Raw genomic sequence first — 21,114 nt, 5'->3', positions numbered from 1 at the left:
TGCGCTAGCTTACTATGACCTATTCAAAATTCGCACAACATCGACAGCGTTGAGTAAATTAAATTGTGTATACTTGTAAAAAAATCATTAACCTTTGGCATGATTAGGGGTGACCATGGTAATAAGACAGTTGTATCGTCTACTCTTTAGCTTCGTCTTAGGGATCAGCGTATTTTCGGCCGCAATCGCCCAAGATAACAATCAGTCACCCACAGCACCTAATACAATAGTACCCAATACAACAGCACCCAACACGATACCGACTATTCGTGTCGGTGGTTATCCATTTGCCCCCTATGTGGATCTACAACAGGATGGCCGTTACACAGGCCTCACCCTCGATATCATCAATGCATTGAATCAAATACAACAAGAAGTGTTTTTTGAATTTACCGTCACCAGTATTGAGCACAGATATAAAGCCTATATGTTAGGCCGCTTCGACATGATGATATTTGAGAATCCCGCCTGGGGATGGCAAAAAATTGCGGATCAGTTTATTCCGCTAAATATGATAGATGGAGAAGTGTTTATTGCGCTTAAGACCAAAGCCCATAATCAAAATTATTTCAAAAACTTAACCAATAAATCAATCGCATTCGTTAAGGGCTATCACTATCAGTTTGCCCACTTTGAAACCGATACTGAAACGCTGAAAAAGCAATTTCGCCCTTTGTTTGTCAGCAACAACAGAGCCACTATCGAAAGCATTCTGCGCGAACGGGCTGATATCGCTCCTGTCACTCATTCCTATTTACAGTATTATTTAAAGGCTAACCCACAAGACAGGCATTTACTTTTAATATCAGATAAATGGGACCAAAAGTACGATAATGGCATCTTGCTTAACCACAGTTCATCACTCGATGCTAAGAAGCTAACACACTGGATTCAGCAGCTCATCAACAATGGCAAACTCACCGAACTCGCTGCCCAATACGCAATCCAGTCGAGCCAATAATTTTTTATTCACACTATTAGCGCAGTTAGTTTCGCCAAGTCGTTAACGCGTCAAGCGCGATGATTATCTGAGCATGATTAGCGATTTATGCGACAGACAACAGAGGCCCAAGCATTGCCAAAGTGCCAATCAGCAAAAAAATTAAAGCCTGCACTATAATCATCAGGCCACTATTTGGCGGGCTTAAAGTGGCAATATAAAACTGCCAAATTGCAAAGATCCCGTAATTCATCCCAAGAAATAACAATAAGCTATAGGCATACATACCTGGGATCACTCTAAGTGCACAGGCCAAAAGTACCGCAGTTGAGGCCACAAAAAACACTGACTGACAATGAAATAAACAGCGCAGCATTTGCTTGCTCTGCTGGGAAACATTGGCCTTTAACAGCGGCGCCAATAAAACACGCTTACCATAGATCAAATGGTATCCACAGACTCCAGCACTCAAGACAGTTGCTGCCATTAATGTTAAAACCATACTGCTCCTCGTTATTGCTCATATTGGCTGGTGTTTGAAGATAAAGCGTAAACAGAACTAAAATTGCAACCCTAGCGATAAGACCCTTAAAACCCCAGTTGAGTTTCAGCTTAACAAAAATAACCTAGCTGGCTAAGAATCATTGAGTCAACCGAACCGCAACCAATTCACATTGGCCTGATAAAAATTAACTCGCGCAACCCAGTGCTAAGTTCTTAGCGCAAAAAGGAGCCCTTAGGCTCCCTTACTTCACATGTTTAAAATCACATGCTTAAAAACCTGTGCTGACTAAAACCTGCGACTACATAGTTGCCATAGTCCAATAATCTAAACGCTTTTGTGGATCGGCTAATAGGTTTTTACATTCTTCTTTATATTTGCCCATTAACGCACCTAAGTTACTTGAGCCCCCTAAGCTTTCGATTTGACGCGCTTTCGCGTCGGCAACTGCTTGAGTCACTTCAGCTTCAGAGCTGTATTTCTTGGCTAAATTCTCAGATTCAATTTTAGAGCTTTTTAAACGCTCACCCACAGCCTGCATTTGCGGTGCATTCATCGCCCCAATAGCTTCTGAGCTAATTTGGTAATAAGCGGCACACTCAATGGCTTCTTTACTAAACGCTTTTTCTGCTTCATCAGCCCAAACTGCGGTACTGGCACTCAATACTAAACCACCTAATACCAATGTTTTTACCTGAGTTAACATGTTACTTTCCTTTTAATCGTCATAAATAAACCTACTCAAGCCCTCGGTGGATCTCAAGCTCGTAGATATAAAAATCTTGGTTACGCACAAAGCCTAAGCCTTCATACAAGCCCTGTGCGCGCTGGTTTTTTTGCTGTGTTTCTAACATCAAATAACTCATATTATGCGCTTTGGCATAACTGGCGGCCTGCTGCACTAACGCTCGCCCAATACCGACACATCGGGCATGTTGAGTCACATACACATCATTGAGGATCAACATTGGAGCCATACGTAACGATGAAAAGCTGGGATACATTTGCACAAAGCCTAATCCAAGCCCTTGATTATCTTTGGCAATAAATATCACCGATGACTCATCTAACAATCTTGCTTGAATAAACTGCTCCGCCGCCGCAACATCATCCCTGCGCCCATAAAACTGTCGGTACTCATTGAATAACACTGCAATCTCATGGGCTTGAGTCACATCTGCTCGAGTTATAATGCTTGCCATGGGCCTTTCCTTGGTATCGTTAGAGTGTTGGCGGGTGTTGTCGCAATCGAAATTGCAAACTGTTTATCACCGCTGGCCACTCAGCATCAATAATGGAATACACCACAGTATCGCGAATTGTGCCGTCTTTAAGAATTTTATGATTACGCAACACACCATCTTGCTTAGCACCCAGTCTGGCGATGGCTTGTCTGGAGGCTTGGTTATGCCAGTGAGTTCGAAACTCAACGGCAATGGCATCTAAGGTTTCAAAGGCAAAGGTCAATAGTAATAACTTAGCTTCGGTATTGATCCCCGTACGCTGGGCACGTTTTGCATACCAAGTGTAGCCAATCTCAAGGCGACGATTTTCAGGCTCCCAATTGCAAATTCGCGTGCAGCCGACAATTTCACCGCTTACTCTATCCCGCACTGCAAAGGGAAAACTCTGACCCCGCGCTTTTTCTTCGAGGGCTTTTGTCACATAGGACTTCACCTCGGCAGGTTCTGGCACGCTAGTAAACCACAAACGCCAAAGCTGACCATCTGTTACAGCTAAACTCAATGCCGCCACATGGGACAAAGATAAAGGCTCAAGCACAATATGCTCACCCGTTAAACAACCTAAGTTATCTTCACAGCCCACAGTCTCGCCCCCGTTAGATGATAGAAAAGTGTGTTGTTGCGCACATTTTTATCTAGCCTAACATTAAACGAGAATAAAAAAATACCCTATTTTCAGCATGATTGGACAAATTTGTCCTATTGTCGGCGGCTTAGATTACCTAAAGCTTAAGAGTGTAAAAAAATTTGAAGAAATGAGTGAATGGCAGTTAAATCCGCTTGGAGTCAATACTGCTATCACAGAATACGTCGCGAAATGAGATAAGCAATCGGGGCCAATAACAGCAAACACCTAAATCTGCGTTCAGTATTTAAGTGTTTGCTATCCGTTGAAGCTAGCCACCATAGTTAAAAGTTAAAGGCTAAAGTTAAAAGCCATGCACACTGTTACTGACCCTAAACCAACCCGCAATACTATTGCGCTGGGCTAAGGTTTTAGTCACTTCATGGGGAAAGCGCTCACTGAGAAAAATCACAAAATGACCCATTTTAGGTGCGATGCGTTCAATCTCAATATCAGCTTCATCATAGATAATCAACTCGCCACAATCTGCCGCTTTCCAGTCAGGATTTAAGAAAAACACTGTGGTTAAGATACGGTTTTGACTGCCTTTCAGCGCATCGACATGCTTTTTATAAAATGCCCCAGGCTGATATACCGCATAGTGACTTTCATAGTCGAATAACCCCATAAACAAACGACGATTTAAGCCATTTTTGAGTTGCGTCATCAGTTCAAGATATTGGGCATCAGGCTCGTTGTGCTCTTCTAGCCATTGTATTCTGTCGCGGCGAATGTCGGGGTTTAATTGCTGCTCTGCGCCACGACCAATGGACGCAGCTTTTAGCTCATGTGCTTGCGTTGATTGAATTTTTTCCAATAGCACTTGGCTTATATTGCTTGGAACTAAGTCAGGTAAAAAGATATAGCCTTTGTCTACCAAGGCATCAGCGATCACGTCCAGCATTGCTTCACTTAGTTGCGAAACCATTATGCTACATCCAATAAAAGGGCTACGCTTTTGCTGTACTCAAGGGCTCAAGGAGGGATTAAATGAGCCTGATTTTCGAGGGGCGTCGATACGAGATATGATTGCCATATCTCAACAGTAAATTCTGCAGAATTCTAGAGTAAAGAACGCCGAATTACAATAAAATAAAAATCAATATAAACAACAGCTTAAATTCAACCAAACAGTTCGACTGGCTCATCATCTGGGCTAAGCTGCACACACTGCTCAAACTGTAATCCCAGTTTGTTCAGCAATGCCTTTGACGCGCCATTATGGGCGCTCACAATCGCCACAATACGCTCGATACCTAAACTTTTGCCTAAATCAAAAGCGGCTTTAGCGGCTTCGAATGCGTAACCCTTACCCCAATATTGCGGCAAAAATGCATAGCCTATGTCGACATTATCAAGCGTCGGCCGTTTGATTAAACCGCAAATTCCTATGGTGAATCCGTTCTCCGCGAGCACCACTGCATAAAAGCCAAAACCACATTCGGCATAACTTTTCATTGGTCCATTGAGGATATAATCCTTGGCCTGCACAAGCGTGCGTACTCCCCTGTCCCCTATATTCTCAATAAAGCCTTGGCTATTGAGCAACACTAACATAAATGAAGCATCGGCTGGGGTTAACTGCCGCAGGATTAATCTAGGAGTACGCGCAACTTGCATAGGATTTCTCCACTAGAAATAGACAATGTTTATAAAAATATAGTCATAAGCTTTTTCATAAATAACGGACGTATTGGCTGCCGTCCTTTTGCGGTTTTTGGGGTGCCACAACCGCTGGCGTACCGACATACAAAAAGCCGACAATTTGATCGTGTGGTTCAAGGCCTAAGGCGGCATTCACATTAGCATCGAAGGCAAAATCGCCCGTGCGCCATACCGCGCCTATGCCTAAGGCAAAAGCCGCTTGTTGCATCGCCATCGTTGCGCAGCCCGCTGCAATTTGTTGTTCAAGTACAGGCACTTTAGGGTGTTGCTGCGTTTTTGCAACGACAGTGATCACCATAGGCGCACGCATTGGCATACCCTTGGCTTTATTAACGAAATCCTCGTCGGCGCCGCTGGCTTTAGCCGCCTCAACAAAGATATCGGCTAAGGTGTTTAACCCTTGATCTGTCGCAATAATAAATTCCCATGGGGCTAATGCACCATGATCTGGCACACGAATGGCGGCATCTAAGATGATTTTTAATTGACTCGCATCGGGAGCGGGAGCGATTAATCGCGGGGTCGATTGACGGGTGAGCAAAAGTTCAATAGCGTCCAAGTTCTTATCCTAGTTCGATATAAATTGCGTTCAAGCATAGCAAATTGCAGGCAAAGAGGCATAAAAAAATCCCACCGCATGGATGGGATTTAACGCTTTGATTGCGCTTGAAAATCCAGAGCTCTTTATAAAATGCTTACTTAACCCCGCAGCGCTTAGCGATAAGATAATCTAGGCTAGTGTAACGGCCGCCGCCTAAGGTGAAGAGTGCCAACAACATAATGAAATAAGTGGCCGCAAACTCAATACCATTATTAAGCACAGCTAAGTTACCTGAGCTGGTCAGCCAGTCGTAATTACCATGCTCCTGCAATATTTCTTTGGCTTTCGCCAGTTTATCCCCAGCCTCAAGCACTCTGTCGTTGGCAAGCCAAGAACTGCCATCGGCAATCGCTAACCAGCCATTTGGCCAATGCACTGTAAATGCGGCGACCAACATAGTGATCATCAAAGGGATAGATATCAGCCGAGTCGCAAGCCCAAGCAGTAATAAGATAGCGCCAAAGAACTCGGTTCCCGCCGCCAATCCTGCCATTACCGCCGGCATTGGCAGGCCTAAACCCCAATCGGGATTAGCAAACCAAGCCACCGTATCGTCAAAGTGAGCGAGCTTGTTATAACCCGCTTGCATCAACACGGGCGCAAGGTAAATCCTGAGGGCTAATGGTGCTAAACCATCGAAATAGCGACTCATATTGAGCAATTTTTGGTAAAGGGATGCAAGTGGCATAGTGTCTCTCTTTGACTGATGAATTGGCTTGCAGGAATAGACCCTAGCAAGCCCATTAATCTTTCATGGCCTAGGCTTTTTTTGCACTTGTCTCTTTTTCAATGGCTTCTTGATTAAGCTCGGTGAGATCTTGAATGAGTCCGCCCAACTTTTTATAAAAGTGCTTCGACTGCTTATCCGATAGGCTCGCGTTCATCGCCAGCAGTAAGGTTCCAAATGCCTCAGTATTTTTACGCAAAAACACTTTATGTTGTTCAGACTTAAGCTCATCGGGCTGCGTCATTAGCAAGGTCAAACGCTCGGTTAATAGCGCTTTATCGGCGCGCTGGCCAAGGGCGACCTCAAACTGACGTAACCATTCGTGGCGATACTCGAGCCACATATCTAAGGTGGATAAACGCTGTTGATTATACTGATGAATAAGCTCTTTTTGTTCAGCACTCACGCTGCCAAGCCAGTCATCAAATTGCTCTTGAAGGTTTTCATCGGCCTCTTTTTGTAACTGCGTTGGGGTTTTGCCGGCAAACTCTTTGACAAGCTCCTGCTCATCTTCCCGTAATTTGGCGAGGATTTGCTTCACCTGTGCATCGGACAAGGACATTATGATGGGCAGTAATTCTGGCAAGGCAAACTCAAACAAACGAAACCAATGCCGCTTAGCAATCTCCACATGCTCGGCCCATAACACTGGCGTTAAGGTATTGGTTTTGATGAGGCTTTCAACTTCGGTTAGTTGCACCACATAGTGGGACAATTCTTTGGATTGGTGCCACAGGACAAATTTTTCAATGAGGGCATCGAATGCCTTTTGCTGTGATTTATCTAAAGTAACGTAATCCTCTTGCTCCCAACCGATGGCCCAATCGAGGAAATGGTAACTGAATTTAGTGGAACAGGCGCTTAAGCCTAAGAGACACACAAGTAGCATCACGCCTTTTTTCATTCTGAATCATCCATCCTAGAACTGTTGCTAATATGACGCTTGAGCCTATATAAAGTTGCCTCTTATATCAAACAAGTTTGTCTAATAAAGGTTTTCAATATGTTAATACTTTGCCTGTTTTATGATTCCAATCGGGCAGCCATCCTCATGATGCTTGGGTGATGAGCGGCCAAAAACAATCAAACCATGCGAGATAGTCGGCGCTACGACTGGGCTCCGTTTGCGCCGCCATCAATAATGCCCAGTAACAGGCAAATACCCAGTACATGTCAATGGCGGCAGGCACGGCCGCTACGGCGTTAACTGAGACATAAGGGTGTTCACTCAGATACTGCGTCACTAACTCGTTTTGCTGGGCAGGCGTTAACGCATGGGTCGCTAACACTACGGCTAACTCACACAGGGGATGCGACGCCGTCGCATACTCAAAATCGATACAATACAAACGATTATTTTTGAGTAGCAAGTTGTGGGGATTAAGATCGCGATGACAAAACTGCGGTTTAATTAAACAAGCCGCTAAGTTATCGCACCAATCTTTGATGGCGACTTGGATGTTAAGCAGTTTAGCCACACGCTCATTCCAATTGTGCGTTGTGGAAAGAGATGCCTGATAGGCAAGCATCTGCTGGTGATATTCCTGCCATTGTTCAGTGATACTAATGGCATAAGGACCTGTGGGCAGTTCCCGCAATTGCAGCAATAATTCCAGCAGTAAGCGCGCAGCTGAGTTGGGATGCTTATCTTGCTGTATTGGCATCAACCTAGGCTCAGGACTTAAACAAGCTTGTGGTGAAGAGCCGTGATGTAAAATGCCCAAAGACGACTGCCCCAGCACAAAATCAGCGGCACTGGTTTGGCGCTCTAATGCTGGCCAATGGATGAAGCGTTTACGTTGAAAGCATTGGCTATCAATCACATTGTGTTCAATTGCCGCACACTCTGCTGCGCTCGCTACTGCACTTTCGATAAAGTCACTCTCAATAAAGTCACCCTCGATAAAGTCGCTCTCAATAAGATCACTTTCAATAAAATCACTGAGGTAATAGCGCTCATCTTCACTCACCCACAGCAGTTCAGGGGCAAGTTTAGCTTGGGCGAGTTGTTGCCAGTAAAAACGCTCCTGCTCGCGGGTGCAAAAACTGTCCGCCGCATCGGCATTGACCCGCAGCACATAACACCCTGTTGGCGTAGTGACCTTATAATTATGATTACTCAAGCCGCCCGAAAGCTCGCAAATACTCTGCACTTGCTCAAGCCCAGCTCGTTTGAGTATGGGCAAGAGTGTATTGAATGATTCGCCCGCTGAGTATGGCTTAGCAGCATTGACATCGAGCATTAACTGAGTAACTTCAAGGCATTGGCCTCACGGGCATCGGCTAACGCAGTGCGCCACAGGAAATACCCTACAACTGCAAGCCCTACATAGAGTACGAATAATAACGAGGTCAGCATCAAGCCTTTACTGAGATAAAGGTAAATAGACACTATGTCGATAACGACCCAATAGAGCCAATTCTCAAGTACTTTCTTCGCCACTAAATAGGTCGTCATCACAGCAAAACAGGTCGTGGCCGCATCTAAATAGGGGAACGCGGCTTGGGTATACATCGCCATGCCGTGCCCGACAAAAAGCGAAATAACGCCTGTCACCGCGATCAACTTCAAGTGGGTTTTCAACGACCAAGTGGTCACTTTGACCCCTTGATGTTTATCGCCGCCTTGGGTCCAGAGCCAATATCCATAGAGCGCCATCGCCATATAATAGATATTCAGCACTGACTCCATCAGTAGCGACACCTTCCAAAACAACACAGTGTAAATGGCGGTACTGGCAAAGGCCGCCGCCCAGCACCAGACGCTCGCCTTCATTGCCAGCAGTAGATATGCCATGGCCAGCAATACCGCTAAGGCTTCCCATGCGGTCATCACATGGACTTCACCAAAGGCCGCATTCATACTCTCGACCAAGGTTAACCATAAATCTGTCATTGTGTTGTTCTCACTGCCTATTTGTCGCGTATATGACGCTAAAACATTATTCGCTGTGGGCTAAATTCAGCTCACCACCGATAAACTTACACACAAATACTGCCTTGCCCCACTTCTCATGGGCGGCTTGCATCTCGGTCGCCAGCATAGTCATCACATCTAAATAATCACCGCACACTTGGGTTGCCATCGCATTGGTCACGCGCTCGATATTAGGATAGCTATCCACGCGACCAATGAACCACTTAATCGGATCGAGGTAGTTCTCATTGAAGGGATACATGCTAATTTCTGCGGTCAGTTTCATCTTAATTCCTTAAATTTGAGAGAAACTATAGCCCTTACACCGGACTACAGCTTAGTCATAAGTTAACTCAAATGGCTCATAGTGACCTGAGTCATTATATGAGCTTTTACATGAACTTAACGTTAAAGGTGACGCCAATCTGACGCGGATCACCGTAACGAATATATTGCTTTTCTGCCCAGCCATTATCAGGCTCGTTACCGAAGTAGAAACCGCGCACACCGTATTCTTCATTGAACAAATTACGGCCCCATAAATAAGCCGACCATGCACTCGCCTCATAACCCACGCGGGCATTGACGATAGTGTAGGGTTCAGAACGGGATTCATTGCTGTCTGAATAGTAAAACTCGCTCTTACCGCTTAAGTTTAGGTTAGCAAACCAACCCGAATTGGCACGATAAGTCCCACCAAGGCTGTAGGTAAAGTGTGGTGAATGGGCCAGATCACGGCCAGTTAAATCCACCTCAGTGCCATATTTGTCCTGATACTGATAATCGCCGTAGGCGGTTTCTAACCAACCTAAGCTTGAGTAAATTTGTAGATTATCCGTGGCATACCAGGTCGCATCTAACTCAGCACCATAGTTATTCGAACTGCCTGCGTTTTCGGTGAACAAAATAAAACGCTGTGGTTTATCAGGGTCTTGCTGGGATGCCGCCACCTGTTGATCTTGTCTGTCCATATAGAACAGCGCCAGATTAGTATCGATAAGCCCTGCGAGCCAATGGGATTTAAGGCCAATTTCATAGTTATAAAGCGTCTCAGTACTGAACTCTTTTTTATCGTTCAGTTCGACAGGCAAAGTCATATTAAAACCGCCCGCCTTGTAACCGCGCGCGACACGGACATATGCGTTGTGTGAGTCATTCAGCACTTTACTCACTGCAATATGCCCACCCCACATGGTTTCGCTCGGGTCGAAATTATCGTTATTCGTATCTGAGTAATGGCTATTGCGGCGCTCTAAACGTAAACCAACAGATAAGGCATAATCTGAGCCCAGATCCGTATCGAGCTGACCAAACAAGGCATAGTTCGTCGCTTCATACTCAGAGTCTAAGACTTCATCCGGCCAAGTATTGTATTCAGAATACAATTGGTTATCTTCTTTCAGATTCATGCCGTACACACCAAGCAACCAATCTGTGCTGTCCGCAAAGATTCGGCCCTGCTCGTTAGAACTTAAGCGAAACTCTTGCGACACGGTTTTACGTTGGCCAGTTTTATCCCAAAAATAATCATATTGGCACGGCGCCAGATTGCCATCGTCATCACTGCATTGCTTAGAAGCCCAATACTCTGGGTTCGACCAATCGCCATCGTAACTGTAATGGTGATCGGTATTCGCAAAGGACGTTAACGAGGTTAGCTCAAAGGTTGCGGCGCCGGAATAGGTCGCTTTAAAACCCGCGCCTGTGGTGCGCTGGCTATCGACACCCGGTTGATCCGATGTCGTCTGGGTCGGTGAATTGGTTAAACTCCACACATCATAACCATTATCAAAATCGGCGTGCAGCACAGTTAAATCAAACTGCAAATCGTCAGTCGCATACCAGCGCAGCTTAGCGCGACCGCTGAACTCATCGCGGCCATTGGTATCGTCACGGCCTAAATAGAGGTTGTCGTGGTAGCCATTTTGTTGATGTTGCTGCAGTGACACACGATAAAGCAGCTTGCCAGAATCCGTTAATGGGCCTGAACTGAAACCGCTAAACGTGCGTAAATCATCATCGCCTAACGAGACTTCGCCGCCATGTTCAAACACATCGGTGGGATCGTTACTTTTCAGATAAATCAGTCCCGCTAAAGCATTGGCGCCATAACGTGTGCCCTGTGGTCCACGCAGCACTTCGACTTGCTGTAGATCGTACATGCTCGACACCATGCCAATACCGGATAAATCGATATCATCAATGATGTAACCCACAGAAGAATTAGGCGCACCTTGGTATTGCTCTTGCTCACCTACACCGCGAATTTGAAAATATTTTGGCCGCGAACTTCCACCTGACCAGTTAAAGTTAGCAATAGAATTAAGCACATCCTCGAAATGCTGCGCGCTTTCATCTTGAATTTTTTGACTGTCGATAACGGTAATACTTGAAGGCATTTTTTCTAAGCTTGAACTGCGAAAATCCGCCGTCACTACCATGACTTCCATCTCAGTGCTGGGATCGGGTTTATCGATAGCGTCGGTTTGTGCAAATGCAGCAGTGCTCAGCGCGGCAGCAATGGCTAATGCCAGTGGCGCTCGGGTTAAAAACGGGGAATGACGGTTTGACGTTTTACGGTTTGACATAGGACCTCAAATATAATGTTTGAGATCCGGCAACGAATAAGCGATTCAGAAGTGTGCTGTTAATTGGCCCATTCCTACGCCGGTATTAGCCGGATCAGGTTCTAAGGGTTCGTCAGCTGACATCTCAGTTTGCAGTAATCAACGTAAATTCATTCGCTGCAAACACCCCTTGGCGGCGCCTAGTATACATGACGGAAATAAAAAGTGGGCACTCTTATCTCTGCGATTCAATTAAATGTCGCGAAAACCACGGCCCTTCAGTTCGTATGATGAAAATATCTTTAGTAGCCGCCTAAATCCTTTCGTCCATTTGACCGCCTATCATGATAATGCTATAGAAGGTCGCAATTTCGAAAACAGTAAGAGGATCATAGTCGATGCAGCTAAAACCTTTATCGAAAGGACGTTATAGCCAGCGATGGGAGCAAGACTATCCACTTATTGAAGCGGTTGTACTTAGCTGTATCAGCGAAATAAAAATGCTCAAAAAAGGCGCTCACCTCATGACGCAGGGGGAAGCGATGGCATCACTTGTATTGGTGAAGCAAGGTCGCGTATCACTCGGCCATACCGCGAGAAATGGTCGGTGTTTTCAATTAGGTACTATTGATTGTGATTCACAGCTGTTTGGCGAAATGGAGTTCTTCACCCAGTACCACTGTCAACTAGACATTATTGCCAGTGAACCCTTAGAAATCACGTTGATTAGCGCTGAAAAACTGCAACATTACCTCGGTCAACACCCTCAACTCGCGCTATTTTTCGCTAGTGCAATTGCGATTGACTACCAAGACACAGTGGATATTTTTACTCGGCGACTGCTCTATCCCATCAGTTATAACGTGGCATTTGATATTTACCATGAATACTTAAATGACTTGCCCGTAGATGGCTTTAGTAAACGCTATTTAGAGGCTGAACGATTTGGTACTACCGACCGAGTCTACCGTCGGGCACTACAAAATCTTGAGGAACGAGGCTTAATTGAGCGGAAAAAAGATGGCATTCGGATTTGTGATCTCAACGCACTCAAGAAATTTGTTGAAGCAGGCATATAATCGCTTTCAGCATAACCCACACTCGACTTAATTTAACAACCGAGTGTGGGATGGATGCACAGGTAAATTAACTTACCGATGGCGAGTGTTGTTCCATAGCCGATTTCATCCGACTTGAAACGATCAATAACATAAATATCGCTGCGTAAAGCAAAGGAATCACATACATCACTGTTTGTAATCCGATAATACGTTCAAAGAAAGAACTGATGGCTGGGCTAAACATCGCCCCTGCACTTCCGCTAATAAGAATATATGACACATTTTTGCTGCTGGCTTTTTTTACAAAAGACACGCCATAAGCAATAAATGCATTATAAAGCGCGGCACACACAAAACCGTAACCATAGGTTAAATAAGCTATCCAATTAAGATTATTGGTACTGACAATGGCAGAGGTGAGCACCATAGCTAAAGCAATAATACCAACTAAGAAATGGTGAATTTTTACACGAGTCACAATCACAGTCGAAATTAGGGCACCAATTAGCGCAGCGGACCAATACTGGGTAATAATATTACCCGCCTCTTCAAACGGAATATCAAATTTTTGTTTTACAAATAAAGGTGCCCAAGTTAAAAATGTATATAATGCGAGCATCCCTAAAAATAATCCAATACCCCCGCTAATAATTCCAAAATTCCACTCAGATTGTTGCTTATCTTCTGTTGAAGAAGACTGCTCACATATAGAAAAATTAGTGAATAATGTAATAATGACGGTACCTAACGCGACCAAACCTACAGCTAAATAGCTATAACTCCATGATAGTGAGCTTGTTAATGCATAAGTTGTTATCAATGGAAAAATAACACCTGCAATATTAAAAGTCGCATCCTGCACTACTAACATTGTGCTTTGTAATTTCTCTTGCCACACAGACACCACAATCGTACCAGCAATACATAGACCGATACCGCCACAAAAACCAATCAAGGTCATTGCCACCATCACAACTTGTAGGGAATTGGTTAGATGTAAAGCCAGAGCAGAAAGAGCAACCAGACTGTAACTTATCAAGGTCATTCTTTTGATACCCATTTTTTCAATAAAGAAAAATGCTGCAATCGTCCCCGCGAGTGCACCACCATTGAGCAATGAAAAGATTGATGCAACTTCGTTAACATTAGCAGCAAATTTCTCAGCTATGGGTTCAATCAACATCCCAAATTGGGTCGCAAAGCCCGCCATAATAAAATTGGCGAGAAAACTGATGGCTGTTAAAGTAATTTTATTATTCATTATGTCATTCCATAAGTGAAATGCTAAGGGTTCAAAGGATGGCTTTAAACCTAATTGAGGGCGGTTTCTAACGCGAGCTCGATCATATTATTAAAAGAGAGTTGGCGTTCTTCGGCCGTTGTTTCTTCACCGGTTAAACAATGATCCGATACCGTTAAAATGGCTAATGATTCGATACCTTGTTGGTGTGACAATCCATAAAGCCCCGCCACTTCCATATCAATACCTAATACCCCAAAACGCTCAAGTGCGGGGATCATATCTTCATCGGGATCGTAATAAAGATCACCACTAAAGATATTGCCAACTTTTACACTAATACCTTTCTCATTCGCTGTTGTATAGGCTTTATGCAATAAAGAAAAGGTCGCAGAAGTTGCCATTTGGTAGCCGCTACTACGCTTAGCGTTAGTAGGTGAATCCGTACCTGCGGCTTGGGCTAAAATAACATCTCGCATTTGTACATGTTTTTGTGTTGCACCTAAACTGCCAATACGAATAATGCGTTTCACGCCAAAATAATTAATCAGCTCATGGCCATAGAGCACCATAGATGAAATACCCATACCATGCCCCATAACGGAAATGCGTTGTCCTTGGTAAAAGCCCGTGTAACCAAGCATATTGCGAACATTCGTGACTTCTACGGCATCGGTGAGATAGGTTTCAGCGATATATTTAGCACGTAGTGGATCACCCGGCATAATAACAGTTTCAGCAAAATCAGTAGGTTGAGCATTAATATGAGCAGTCATCTTTCTATCCTCATGTGGTAATATGCTGATAGTAGTGCTCAATCACTAAATGTATTTAGGACTAAAGTCCGGTTCTAGCCCTGCAGTAAGTTTTTTTACTCAACAATGAGTAATTAATCGCATATTTCAACATGATAAGGCTGAATTAATAAAGATAAAAAATGAGAAAAGGTTGTTGAAAAATTAATCAATACGGATAAAAATGGCTTACCCCAGAGAGAAGTAAGCCATTATAACAATCACTTTATATCAAAAAATAATTTATAAACTAAACAAAGGCAAACTCAGGCTTAGTTCGAAAAGGTTTCGCGCACGTACACATCAAATTTAACCACTTGGGCATTAGGTGCCACGGCGGAGACTTGCAATTGTTGCTTGCCGTGCAGCTTGACCGATTTCCAGCTGGTTGCCTCATCTTCTATGGTGTAACCGCTGGCGTCGTACCAAGTGAATTTATACTGCACACGCATGTCAGTTGATGATTTGCTAACAATCAGCGCAGAGCCCTGCACTAAATCGCCAACTCGGCGTGCATCCACACTTTCAACTCCAATATCTCGGGCAAAGCTGGAATTATCGACGCGGGTTTCACCGAGCGAACTCACTGAAATACCTGCAGTATGTGAGGCACAAGCACCTAAGGTCAGCGCCGCGGCCAATAATAGTCCGGTATAAATTTGTTTCATCTCTTTCTCCCAGTCACGCGACAAAATGCGCGGCCAGCGCGCATCATTTCCCATTAAACGACAAGCTAATCGAACTGTGCTGAACTTATGCTTAACAAGACAGACTTAATCATCACTCAAACATCTGCTCAATAAAACGAGTTAATCAATCAGAAAGTGCGCCCGTGCCGTAGCGATGAGCTGCTTACGATTGGTTTGCCAACAATCGATATTCACGTTGGCCACTCGTCGCCCCTGACGGGTAATACGACATTCAGCAAAGCTATCTTTATGCAGACCCGCACGTAAATAGTCGATGGAAAAATCAACCACTTTAGGCACTTTGGCTGTTTGCATAAAGACCATTAACTGCACTATCGCCGACATCTCCATAAAACCTGCAATGACGCCGCCATGAATCGCTGGCAACACAGGATTACCGATATTGTCGTCCTTAGCAGGCAGTTTAAAAATCAGTTCATCACCAAAACGCTCAACCTTCATCCCAATAAATTTGGCATAGGGAACGTGCTCAAGTAAATGACCGAAATCGTTAAGCTCAGTCGCGCGCTTAACAATGCCTTGCACATCGATAGGCGCTTTTACTTGGGCATGTTGAGTGGCACTGGCTGTGCCAAGTTCCGAATTATTTGCGCTCATCAGTGTCTCCTATCTCAGGCACGGCTTCACCCATCAGCGCTTTTCTAAAGGCATCACCCACCATTTCTGGGCTGATCCGCATAAAGGAACCAACAGCATGGGCAATAGGATCATCTATGCTGTCTTGATAAGCAATCGCGCGGGTAAAGGCAATGTTGGAAGACAACTTGTAGCATTCCGCAAACCCAAACACAGGCTTATGGGGCTGAGCGGGCTTCATATAATCCACCCGCAAATCAAGCGTAGGTGAGATTTCTAACAATTTGAATTTATGGAAAATTGCACTGACCACTGCACTGCCACAGGCGGTATCCATTAAAGTGGTAATGACTCCGCCGTGGATAACGCCCGTATCGGGATAACCAATTAATTCAGTGCTGTAGGGCAACTCAATCAACACATGGTGCTCACTCGCCTCCAGTACGGTTAAACCGAGACGGCGACACTGAGCGAGTTGATCCACAAACCGCTGCGCCATTTGGGTCAGCGGGAAAAAATCCGAATTTACCTTCATTTGCCTTGGCTCAACATGGGCCCCAGAGGCTCCCCGCCCACAAGGTGGAAATGAATGTGATAGACTTCTTGTCCACCGTGTTGATTGCAGTTCATGATCAGTCGGTAGCCATCTTTAGCGATACCCGCTTCCGCCGCCAATTTCGCCGCAACTGTCATCATGCGGCCAAGTACCGGCTCATCAGAGGCTTTCATGTCGTTCGCCGTTGGTATCAAATGATTCGGCACAATCAAAATATGGGTTGGCGCCTTAGGGGAAATGTCTCTAAAGGCAGTCACAAGTTCATCTTGATACAGAATATCCGCGGGAATTTCGCGACGAATAATTTTGCTGAAAATCGTTTCTTCGGCCATGGGGCGTCCTCCTTGGGTTAGTTGGCATAGTATATACCCAAACAACTTGAAGATGCATGATTCAGCTGGAGTTTAACGCACTTTAAGCAAGGCGGTTATTTGCGGACCTAGTGGGCTAAGTTAAAAATAACCAACAAAGCATAAAGTGCGTTAAAACCCGCCGGGACGGAGCGTCTAGGGCACTCCACTCCCGTGTTGCATCAATTCAAAAGGTGGCCGACATTCTGTCATTGATGCGCCTTGAATTGAAGCACCCTAGGCGCTCTGAACTCGTATCTTCAGGTTGCTTGGGTATATTGACAATTCAATACTTTGTGTCTGTAGATATTTTGCTTTTCATTTGCCAGTTGCAGGCATTTTTGGCAGCATGGCCACCATTAAAACACTCAGGTTTTGCAGGATAAATATGATCCATTACCAGATAATCCCCGTCGATCCGAAAGCCCATTTATTCGCAGTCACTATGACATTATCCCAGCCCAAGCCAGTGCAGGTCTTTAGCCTCCCCGCTTGGCTACCTGGCAGTTATATGGTGCGCGACTTTGCTAAAAATATCATTGAACTCAAGGCACAAGATGCTAATGGCCAAACGCTCAAGCTCATACAGCTAGATAAGCAAACTTGGTCGGTTGACAATAATAGCAGCGAAATCATTTTGACTTATCAAGTGTATGCTTGGGATCTGTCGGTGCGCACTGCGCATTTGGACACAACCCACGGCTTCTTTAACGGCAGTAGCGTGTTTTTATCCGCCCACGGTTTTGAACAACAAACCCACACTGTCACTATGTTACCGCCCTCAGAGCCAACATTTGGTGACTGGCGCGTCGCTACCAGCATGACCCGCATCAGTGGTGACGACTTTGCCTTCGGCCAATTTAGTGCCACAAGCTATGACGAACTTATCGATCATCCAGTGGAAATGGGCTTATTTACCTTAGCCAGTTTTGATGCCTGCGGCGTCCAACACGATATCGTACTCAATGGCCGCCACCGCGCTTGCATGCCAAGGCTCTGCCAAGACTTGAAAGCCATTTGCGAATATCAAATCAACCTATTTGGTACGCCTGCGCCGTTTAAACGTTATTTGTTTATGACCACAGTATTAGACAATGGCTTTGGCGGGTTAGAGCACAGAGCTTCTACCGCATTGATGTGTTCTCGCAAGGATTTGCCGCTATCGCTCAATGCGCCAATTAATAACGACTATCGCACTTATTTATCCCTGTGCAGCCACGAGTATTTCCACAGCTGGAACGTGAAGCGGATTAAGCCGGAGTGCTTTTTACCCTATAAACTTGAGGCTGAAACCTACACACCACAACTGTGGGCCTATGAAGGCATCACCTCCTATTACGATGACTTCCTTACCTATCGCGCTGGGTTGGTAGATGAACAAAGCTATTTAGATATGCTGAGTGAGACCTTCACCCGCGTCTATCGCAGCCAAGGACGCTTTAAACAAAGTGTTAAAGATTCAAGCTTTAATGCATGGACTAAGTTCTATAAGCAGGATGAAAACGCGCAAAACGCCATCATCAGTTATTACACCAAAGGCGCGCTGTTTGCGCTGTACTTAGATTTAACCCTGCGCAGTGAAACCCAAGGCAAATACAATCTCGACCATGTTATGCAGATTTTATGGCAGGAATATGCTCTGCAAGACAAAGGCACGACTGATGATTGTCACCAAGCAATTGTCGAGCGACTCCTTGGCCGTGATTGCCACGATTTGTTTGCCTACTTAGATAACACCGACGATATTCCACTGGCTCCGCTACTCGCCGAATTTGGTGTCGAGTTTAACCTTCGAGCCAGCCAAGGTCCGCAGGATGTGGGCGGCGGGCAAGCGAAAGGTTATGACATTGCCTTTGGCGCGAAAACTCAAGCGGCGCCGATGGGATTGAAAGTGGTGATTGTTACCCAAGGCAGCCCTGCCCACCTTGCGGGATTAAGTGCGGGGGATATCTTAATCGCCGCCGATAACTTGCAAGTCAGCGCGCAATTTGAGTCGCAGCTACAGCAATATCCGCTGGGTGAATCCTTGAATCTACATTGGTTTAGACGGGATGAACTGATGACGGGTGAATTGATGATAACTGCCGCGCCGAAGGATACTGTCGCCCTAGCAATTAGTGACAAAACTAAACTCGCGGCTTGGTTAGGACGTTAATTTAACGTTTTAATTCGATTGATTTTAAGACAAACAAAAGGGGCAAAAGCCCCTTTTATCATTTCTGAGATAACACTTAACTTAGGTACTAATCTCTAAACGCACACATCTATGTCTAGAACAGTATTCCCTTGCCAAATTAGTGTCTTCTATCAGTGCTAATACAGATTTAAACCACCACATCGTGCAAATAGGTTTGCGCCCACGCGATCGCTTGACCACGGCTCGACACACCGATCTTACGGAATACTCGGTACAAATGGGTTTTTATCGTGCTTTCACTGACAAACAGCTGATTAGCAATATCTAAGTTAGTACTACCCGTTAAGAGGGCTTGTAATACTTCTCGCTCACGAATCGTCAGCGGCTCAGTATCTTCGAACAAACCAAAGTCATCGTTTACCCCATTGACAAGTTGAATTGGTATCACCCTATGGCCTCGTAAAATATTCGAGAATCCTAGGCTAATCTCAGTTAAACCCGCATCGAGATAAAACACCCCTGCGGTCGTGGCCGCTTGCATTAAAAAACGTGCATCGACTTGTTTAGGGAATTGTAAATAGACGACTCGTACACTTGGTTGTTCACGGGCAAGTAAACGCTGAAATTGATGGGCTTTTTGAAGATCAACAGTTGCTAAATCAATCACTACCATGGAGGCATGATTATCCTTGATTTGTTCACACATCTCATCAGGGCTGACTTGCGTCAACTTAACGAGAAACTCCTGTGGCCAACGTCCTGCTAGCAATTCCATTAATACTTGCGATCGTGACACTACAATCCAATGTAATATTTTGAACATCCTGCTCACTCCCTGTCTGATTAACGATTATTCACTTTGAGAACCTAAAATCCTCTCAATACAACTTCAACATCCGTTCAATAGACTTCCAAGTCTATCGTGGTGACGATATTAGCATTAGATAAAACAGATTAAAAAGACTTACGTGAAAAATATTTACCGTACGCAAATCAAAAACTTCTAACACTTTCGTTGAAGCCACTATCAATCAGAAGTCTTAATTGAAACTGAAAAAAATTACTGAAATTTTTAGATAAAAGCGTAAGATCATATCAACACAAAAAATAAGGAAATTCCATGTCCAGCAGTAAACCCACCGCGCTTGAAGTCAAATCCTACCCAGTGTGGGACAAACCGACTCGATTATTCCATTGGATAAATGTCATTCTCGTTCTCGCACTCATCTTAGTGGGTGGCATCATGATGTATCGCACTGAGTTAGGCATCACTGAGTTAACCGGTAAAATTGGCTTGAAAACTTTACACGTGTGGATAGGATACGCGTTTGCAATCAACCTTATCATTCGCCTTGTGTGGGGTTTTGTCGGTAACAAATATGCGCGTTTCAGCCATATGTTTCCCAATGCCAATAGCAAAAATGAGTTAATGACCTACAAGTTAGAACTGGCCGCGGGTAAAAATCCGCAGTATTTAGGCCATAATCCTAAAGGTAAATTTGCGGTCCTCGGCATTATGTTGCTCTTAGTCACTATCATGGTAACTGGGCTTTTACGCGCAGGAACAGATATTTACTACCCACCGTTAGGTAGTGCTGTACAAAGCTATCTGGCCGATACCAATGTCGATCCAGCAAGCTTAAAACCCTATGATGCCACTGGGGTGAATACCGAGAAAGCGGATGCGCTTAAACCGCTGAAAGGACTCGCCGGTGAAGTTCACGTTTATGCGGTTTATCTACTTTTGCTACTGATTTTACTGCATGTATTCGCAGTGGTTTATACCGAAGTTAAACGTCAACCTGGGATTATTTCTGCCATGTTCTCGGGCAAGAAGATCATCCAAGGTCAGCCAAAAGACGAGTAATCGGTTAGTTTAATGATAAAAATAACGCCAGCATT

Annotated in this window: 24 protein-coding genes and 1 riboswitch; of the genes, 4 read left to right on the top strand and 20 right to left on the bottom strand. The window is 44.7% G+C overall.

Annotated features, from left to right (window positions below; genetic code table 11):
* The first annotated feature begins 115 nt into the window (after positions 1-115).
* A complete protein-coding gene (locus Q4Q49_RS20850) occupies positions 116-961 on the top strand; it encodes a transporter substrate-binding domain-containing protein (protein ID WP_311991292.1) in 846 nt (281 codons plus the stop codon).
* Between the two features lie 85 nt (positions 962-1,046).
* On the opposite strand, the gene Q4Q49_RS20845 is transcribed toward Q4Q49_RS20850, so the two are convergent.
* The 13 genes from Q4Q49_RS20845 to Q4Q49_RS20785 all read right to left on the bottom strand — a co-directional run bounded on the left by Q4Q49_RS20845 (position 1,047) and on the right by Q4Q49_RS20785 (position 11,809).
* The gene (locus Q4Q49_RS20845; RefSeq protein ID WP_312000343.1) at positions 1,047-1,442 is read right to left on the bottom strand and encodes a hypothetical protein; all 396 of its coding nucleotides are present in this window, start codon (positions 1,440-1,442) and stop codon (positions 1,047-1,049) included.
* A 301-nt stretch (positions 1,443-1,743) separates the two neighbouring features.
* The gene (locus Q4Q49_RS20840; RefSeq protein WP_106650288.1) at positions 1,744-2,148 is read right to left on the bottom strand and encodes a hypothetical protein; all 405 of its coding nucleotides are present in this window, start codon (positions 2,146-2,148) and stop codon (positions 1,744-1,746) included.
* Between the two features lie 31 nt (positions 2,149-2,179).
* Positions 2,180-2,644, bottom strand: a complete 465-nt coding sequence (locus Q4Q49_RS20835; protein WP_312000342.1) for a GNAT family N-acetyltransferase — start codon at positions 2,642-2,644, stop codon at positions 2,180-2,182.
* 19 nt (positions 2,645-2,663) lie between these two features.
* Positions 2,664-3,269, bottom strand: coding sequence for a GNAT family protein (locus tag Q4Q49_RS20830; RefSeq protein ID WP_312000341.1), 606 nt, complete (start codon positions 3,267-3,269; stop codon positions 2,664-2,666).
* A 346-nt stretch (positions 3,270-3,615) separates the two neighbouring features.
* On the bottom strand, positions 3,616-4,239 hold the full coding sequence (locus Q4Q49_RS20825) for a 2OG-Fe(II) oxygenase (protein WP_312000340.1): 624 nt from the start codon (positions 4,237-4,239) through the stop codon (positions 3,616-3,618).
* Positions 4,240-4,433: 194 nt separating this feature from the next.
* Positions 4,434-4,931, bottom strand: coding sequence for a GNAT family N-acetyltransferase (locus Q4Q49_RS20820; protein WP_300482071.1), 498 nt, complete (start codon positions 4,929-4,931; stop codon positions 4,434-4,436).
* A gap of 55 nt (positions 4,932-4,986) precedes the next feature.
* Entirely contained in the window at positions 4,987-5,535 is a 549-nt protein-coding gene (locus Q4Q49_RS20815; protein WP_011846586.1) for an NAD(P)H nitroreductase, read from the bottom strand.
* A gap of 136 nt (positions 5,536-5,671) precedes the next feature.
* Positions 5,672-6,265 (bottom strand): DoxX family protein, encoded by a 594-nt coding sequence (locus Q4Q49_RS20810; RefSeq protein ID WP_312000339.1) that lies wholly within the window; start codon positions 6,263-6,265, stop codon positions 5,672-5,674.
* A gap of 70 nt (positions 6,266-6,335) precedes the next feature.
* The gene (locus Q4Q49_RS20805) at positions 6,336-7,208 is read right to left on the bottom strand and encodes a DUF6279 family lipoprotein (RefSeq protein WP_312000338.1); all 873 of its coding nucleotides are present in this window, start codon (positions 7,206-7,208) and stop codon (positions 6,336-6,338) included.
* A gap of 145 nt (positions 7,209-7,353) precedes the next feature.
* The gene (locus Q4Q49_RS20800) at positions 7,354-8,547 is read right to left on the bottom strand and encodes an aminoglycoside phosphotransferase family protein (protein WP_312000337.1); all 1,194 of its coding nucleotides are present in this window, start codon (positions 8,545-8,547) and stop codon (positions 7,354-7,356) included.
* Positions 8,547-9,200 (bottom strand): nicotinamide riboside transporter PnuC, encoded by a 654-nt coding sequence (pnuC, locus tag Q4Q49_RS20795; RefSeq protein WP_220592724.1) that lies wholly within the window; start codon positions 9,198-9,200, stop codon positions 8,547-8,549. Before pnuC ends, Q4Q49_RS20800 begins: the two co-directional genes overlap by 1 nt.
* Before the next feature lie 46 nt (positions 9,201-9,246).
* Positions 9,247-9,507, bottom strand: coding sequence for a hypothetical protein (locus tag Q4Q49_RS20790; protein WP_028760297.1), 261 nt, complete (start codon positions 9,505-9,507; stop codon positions 9,247-9,249).
* Between the two features lie 106 nt (positions 9,508-9,613).
* Positions 9,614-11,809 (bottom strand): TonB-dependent receptor domain-containing protein, encoded by a 2,196-nt coding sequence (locus Q4Q49_RS20785; RefSeq protein WP_312000336.1) that lies wholly within the window; start codon positions 11,807-11,809, stop codon positions 9,614-9,616.
* A gap of 54 nt (positions 11,810-11,863) precedes the next feature.
* A riboswitch (TPP riboswitch) is annotated at positions 11,864-11,989 on the bottom strand.
* Between the two features lie 197 nt (positions 11,990-12,186).
* On the opposite strand from Q4Q49_RS20785, the gene Q4Q49_RS20780 reads away from it, so the two are divergent.
* Complete coding sequence (locus Q4Q49_RS20780) at positions 12,187-12,867, top strand: Crp/Fnr family transcriptional regulator (RefSeq protein WP_261273030.1); 681 nt, start codon at positions 12,187-12,189, stop codon at positions 12,865-12,867.
* A gap of 67 nt (positions 12,868-12,934) precedes the next feature.
* Here Q4Q49_RS20780 and tsgA read toward each other — a convergent pair whose 3' ends face one another.
* The 6 genes from tsgA to hinT form a co-directional block, all read right to left on the bottom strand.
* Entirely contained in the window at positions 12,935-14,110 is a 1,176-nt protein-coding gene (gene tsgA, locus Q4Q49_RS20775; protein ID WP_311891178.1) for an MFS transporter TsgA, read from the bottom strand.
* Between the two features lie 50 nt (positions 14,111-14,160).
* On the bottom strand, positions 14,161-14,865 hold the full coding sequence (gene deoD, locus Q4Q49_RS20770; RefSeq protein ID WP_012196924.1) for a purine-nucleoside phosphorylase: 705 nt from the start codon (positions 14,863-14,865) through the stop codon (positions 14,161-14,163).
* Positions 14,866-15,155: 290 nt separating this feature from the next.
* Positions 15,156-15,551 carry a YcfL family protein gene (locus Q4Q49_RS20765; protein ID WP_312000335.1) on the bottom strand — a complete coding sequence of 132 codons (396 nt, stop codon included), beginning with the start codon at positions 15,549-15,551 and terminating at the stop codon, positions 15,156-15,158.
* A gap of 141 nt (positions 15,552-15,692) precedes the next feature.
* Complete coding sequence (locus tag Q4Q49_RS20760; protein WP_006086342.1) at positions 15,693-16,190, bottom strand: PaaI family thioesterase; 498 nt, start codon at positions 16,188-16,190, stop codon at positions 15,693-15,695.
* Positions 16,177-16,704, bottom strand: coding sequence for a PaaI family thioesterase (locus Q4Q49_RS20755; protein ID WP_311898901.1), 528 nt, complete (start codon positions 16,702-16,704; stop codon positions 16,177-16,179). Before Q4Q49_RS20755 ends, Q4Q49_RS20760 begins: the two co-directional genes overlap by 14 nt.
* Positions 16,701-17,057, bottom strand: coding sequence for a purine nucleoside phosphoramidase (gene hinT, locus Q4Q49_RS20750; RefSeq protein WP_006081303.1), 357 nt, complete (start codon positions 17,055-17,057; stop codon positions 16,701-16,703). Before hinT ends, Q4Q49_RS20755 begins: the two co-directional genes overlap by 4 nt.
* A 406-nt stretch (positions 17,058-17,463) precedes the next feature.
* On the opposite strand from hinT, the gene Q4Q49_RS20745 reads away from it, so the two are divergent.
* Positions 17,464-19,230, top strand: coding sequence for a PDZ domain-containing protein (locus Q4Q49_RS20745; protein ID WP_312000334.1), 1,767 nt, complete (start codon positions 17,464-17,466; stop codon positions 19,228-19,230).
* A 169-nt stretch (positions 19,231-19,399) separates the two neighbouring features.
* On the opposite strand, the gene Q4Q49_RS20740 is transcribed toward Q4Q49_RS20745, so the two are convergent.
* A complete protein-coding gene (locus tag Q4Q49_RS20740) occupies positions 19,400-20,035 on the bottom strand; it encodes a LuxR C-terminal-related transcriptional regulator (protein WP_006081301.1) in 636 nt (211 codons plus the stop codon).
* Positions 20,036-20,332: 297 nt separating this feature from the next.
* On the opposite strand from Q4Q49_RS20740, the gene Q4Q49_RS20735 reads away from it, so the two are divergent.
* The gene (locus Q4Q49_RS20735) at positions 20,333-21,079 is read left to right on the top strand and encodes a cytochrome b/b6 domain-containing protein (protein ID WP_312000333.1); all 747 of its coding nucleotides are present in this window, start codon (positions 20,333-20,335) and stop codon (positions 21,077-21,079) included.
* Positions 21,080-21,114 lie beyond the last annotated feature (35 nt).

This window comes from Shewanella sp. SP1S1-7 (assembly GCF_031932105.1).
GTDB lineage: Bacteria > Pseudomonadota > Gammaproteobacteria > Enterobacterales > Shewanellaceae > Shewanella > Shewanella baltica.
The sequence above is the reverse complement of the archived record's forward strand: the minus strand, read 5'-3'. Positions and strand labels throughout refer to the sequence as shown.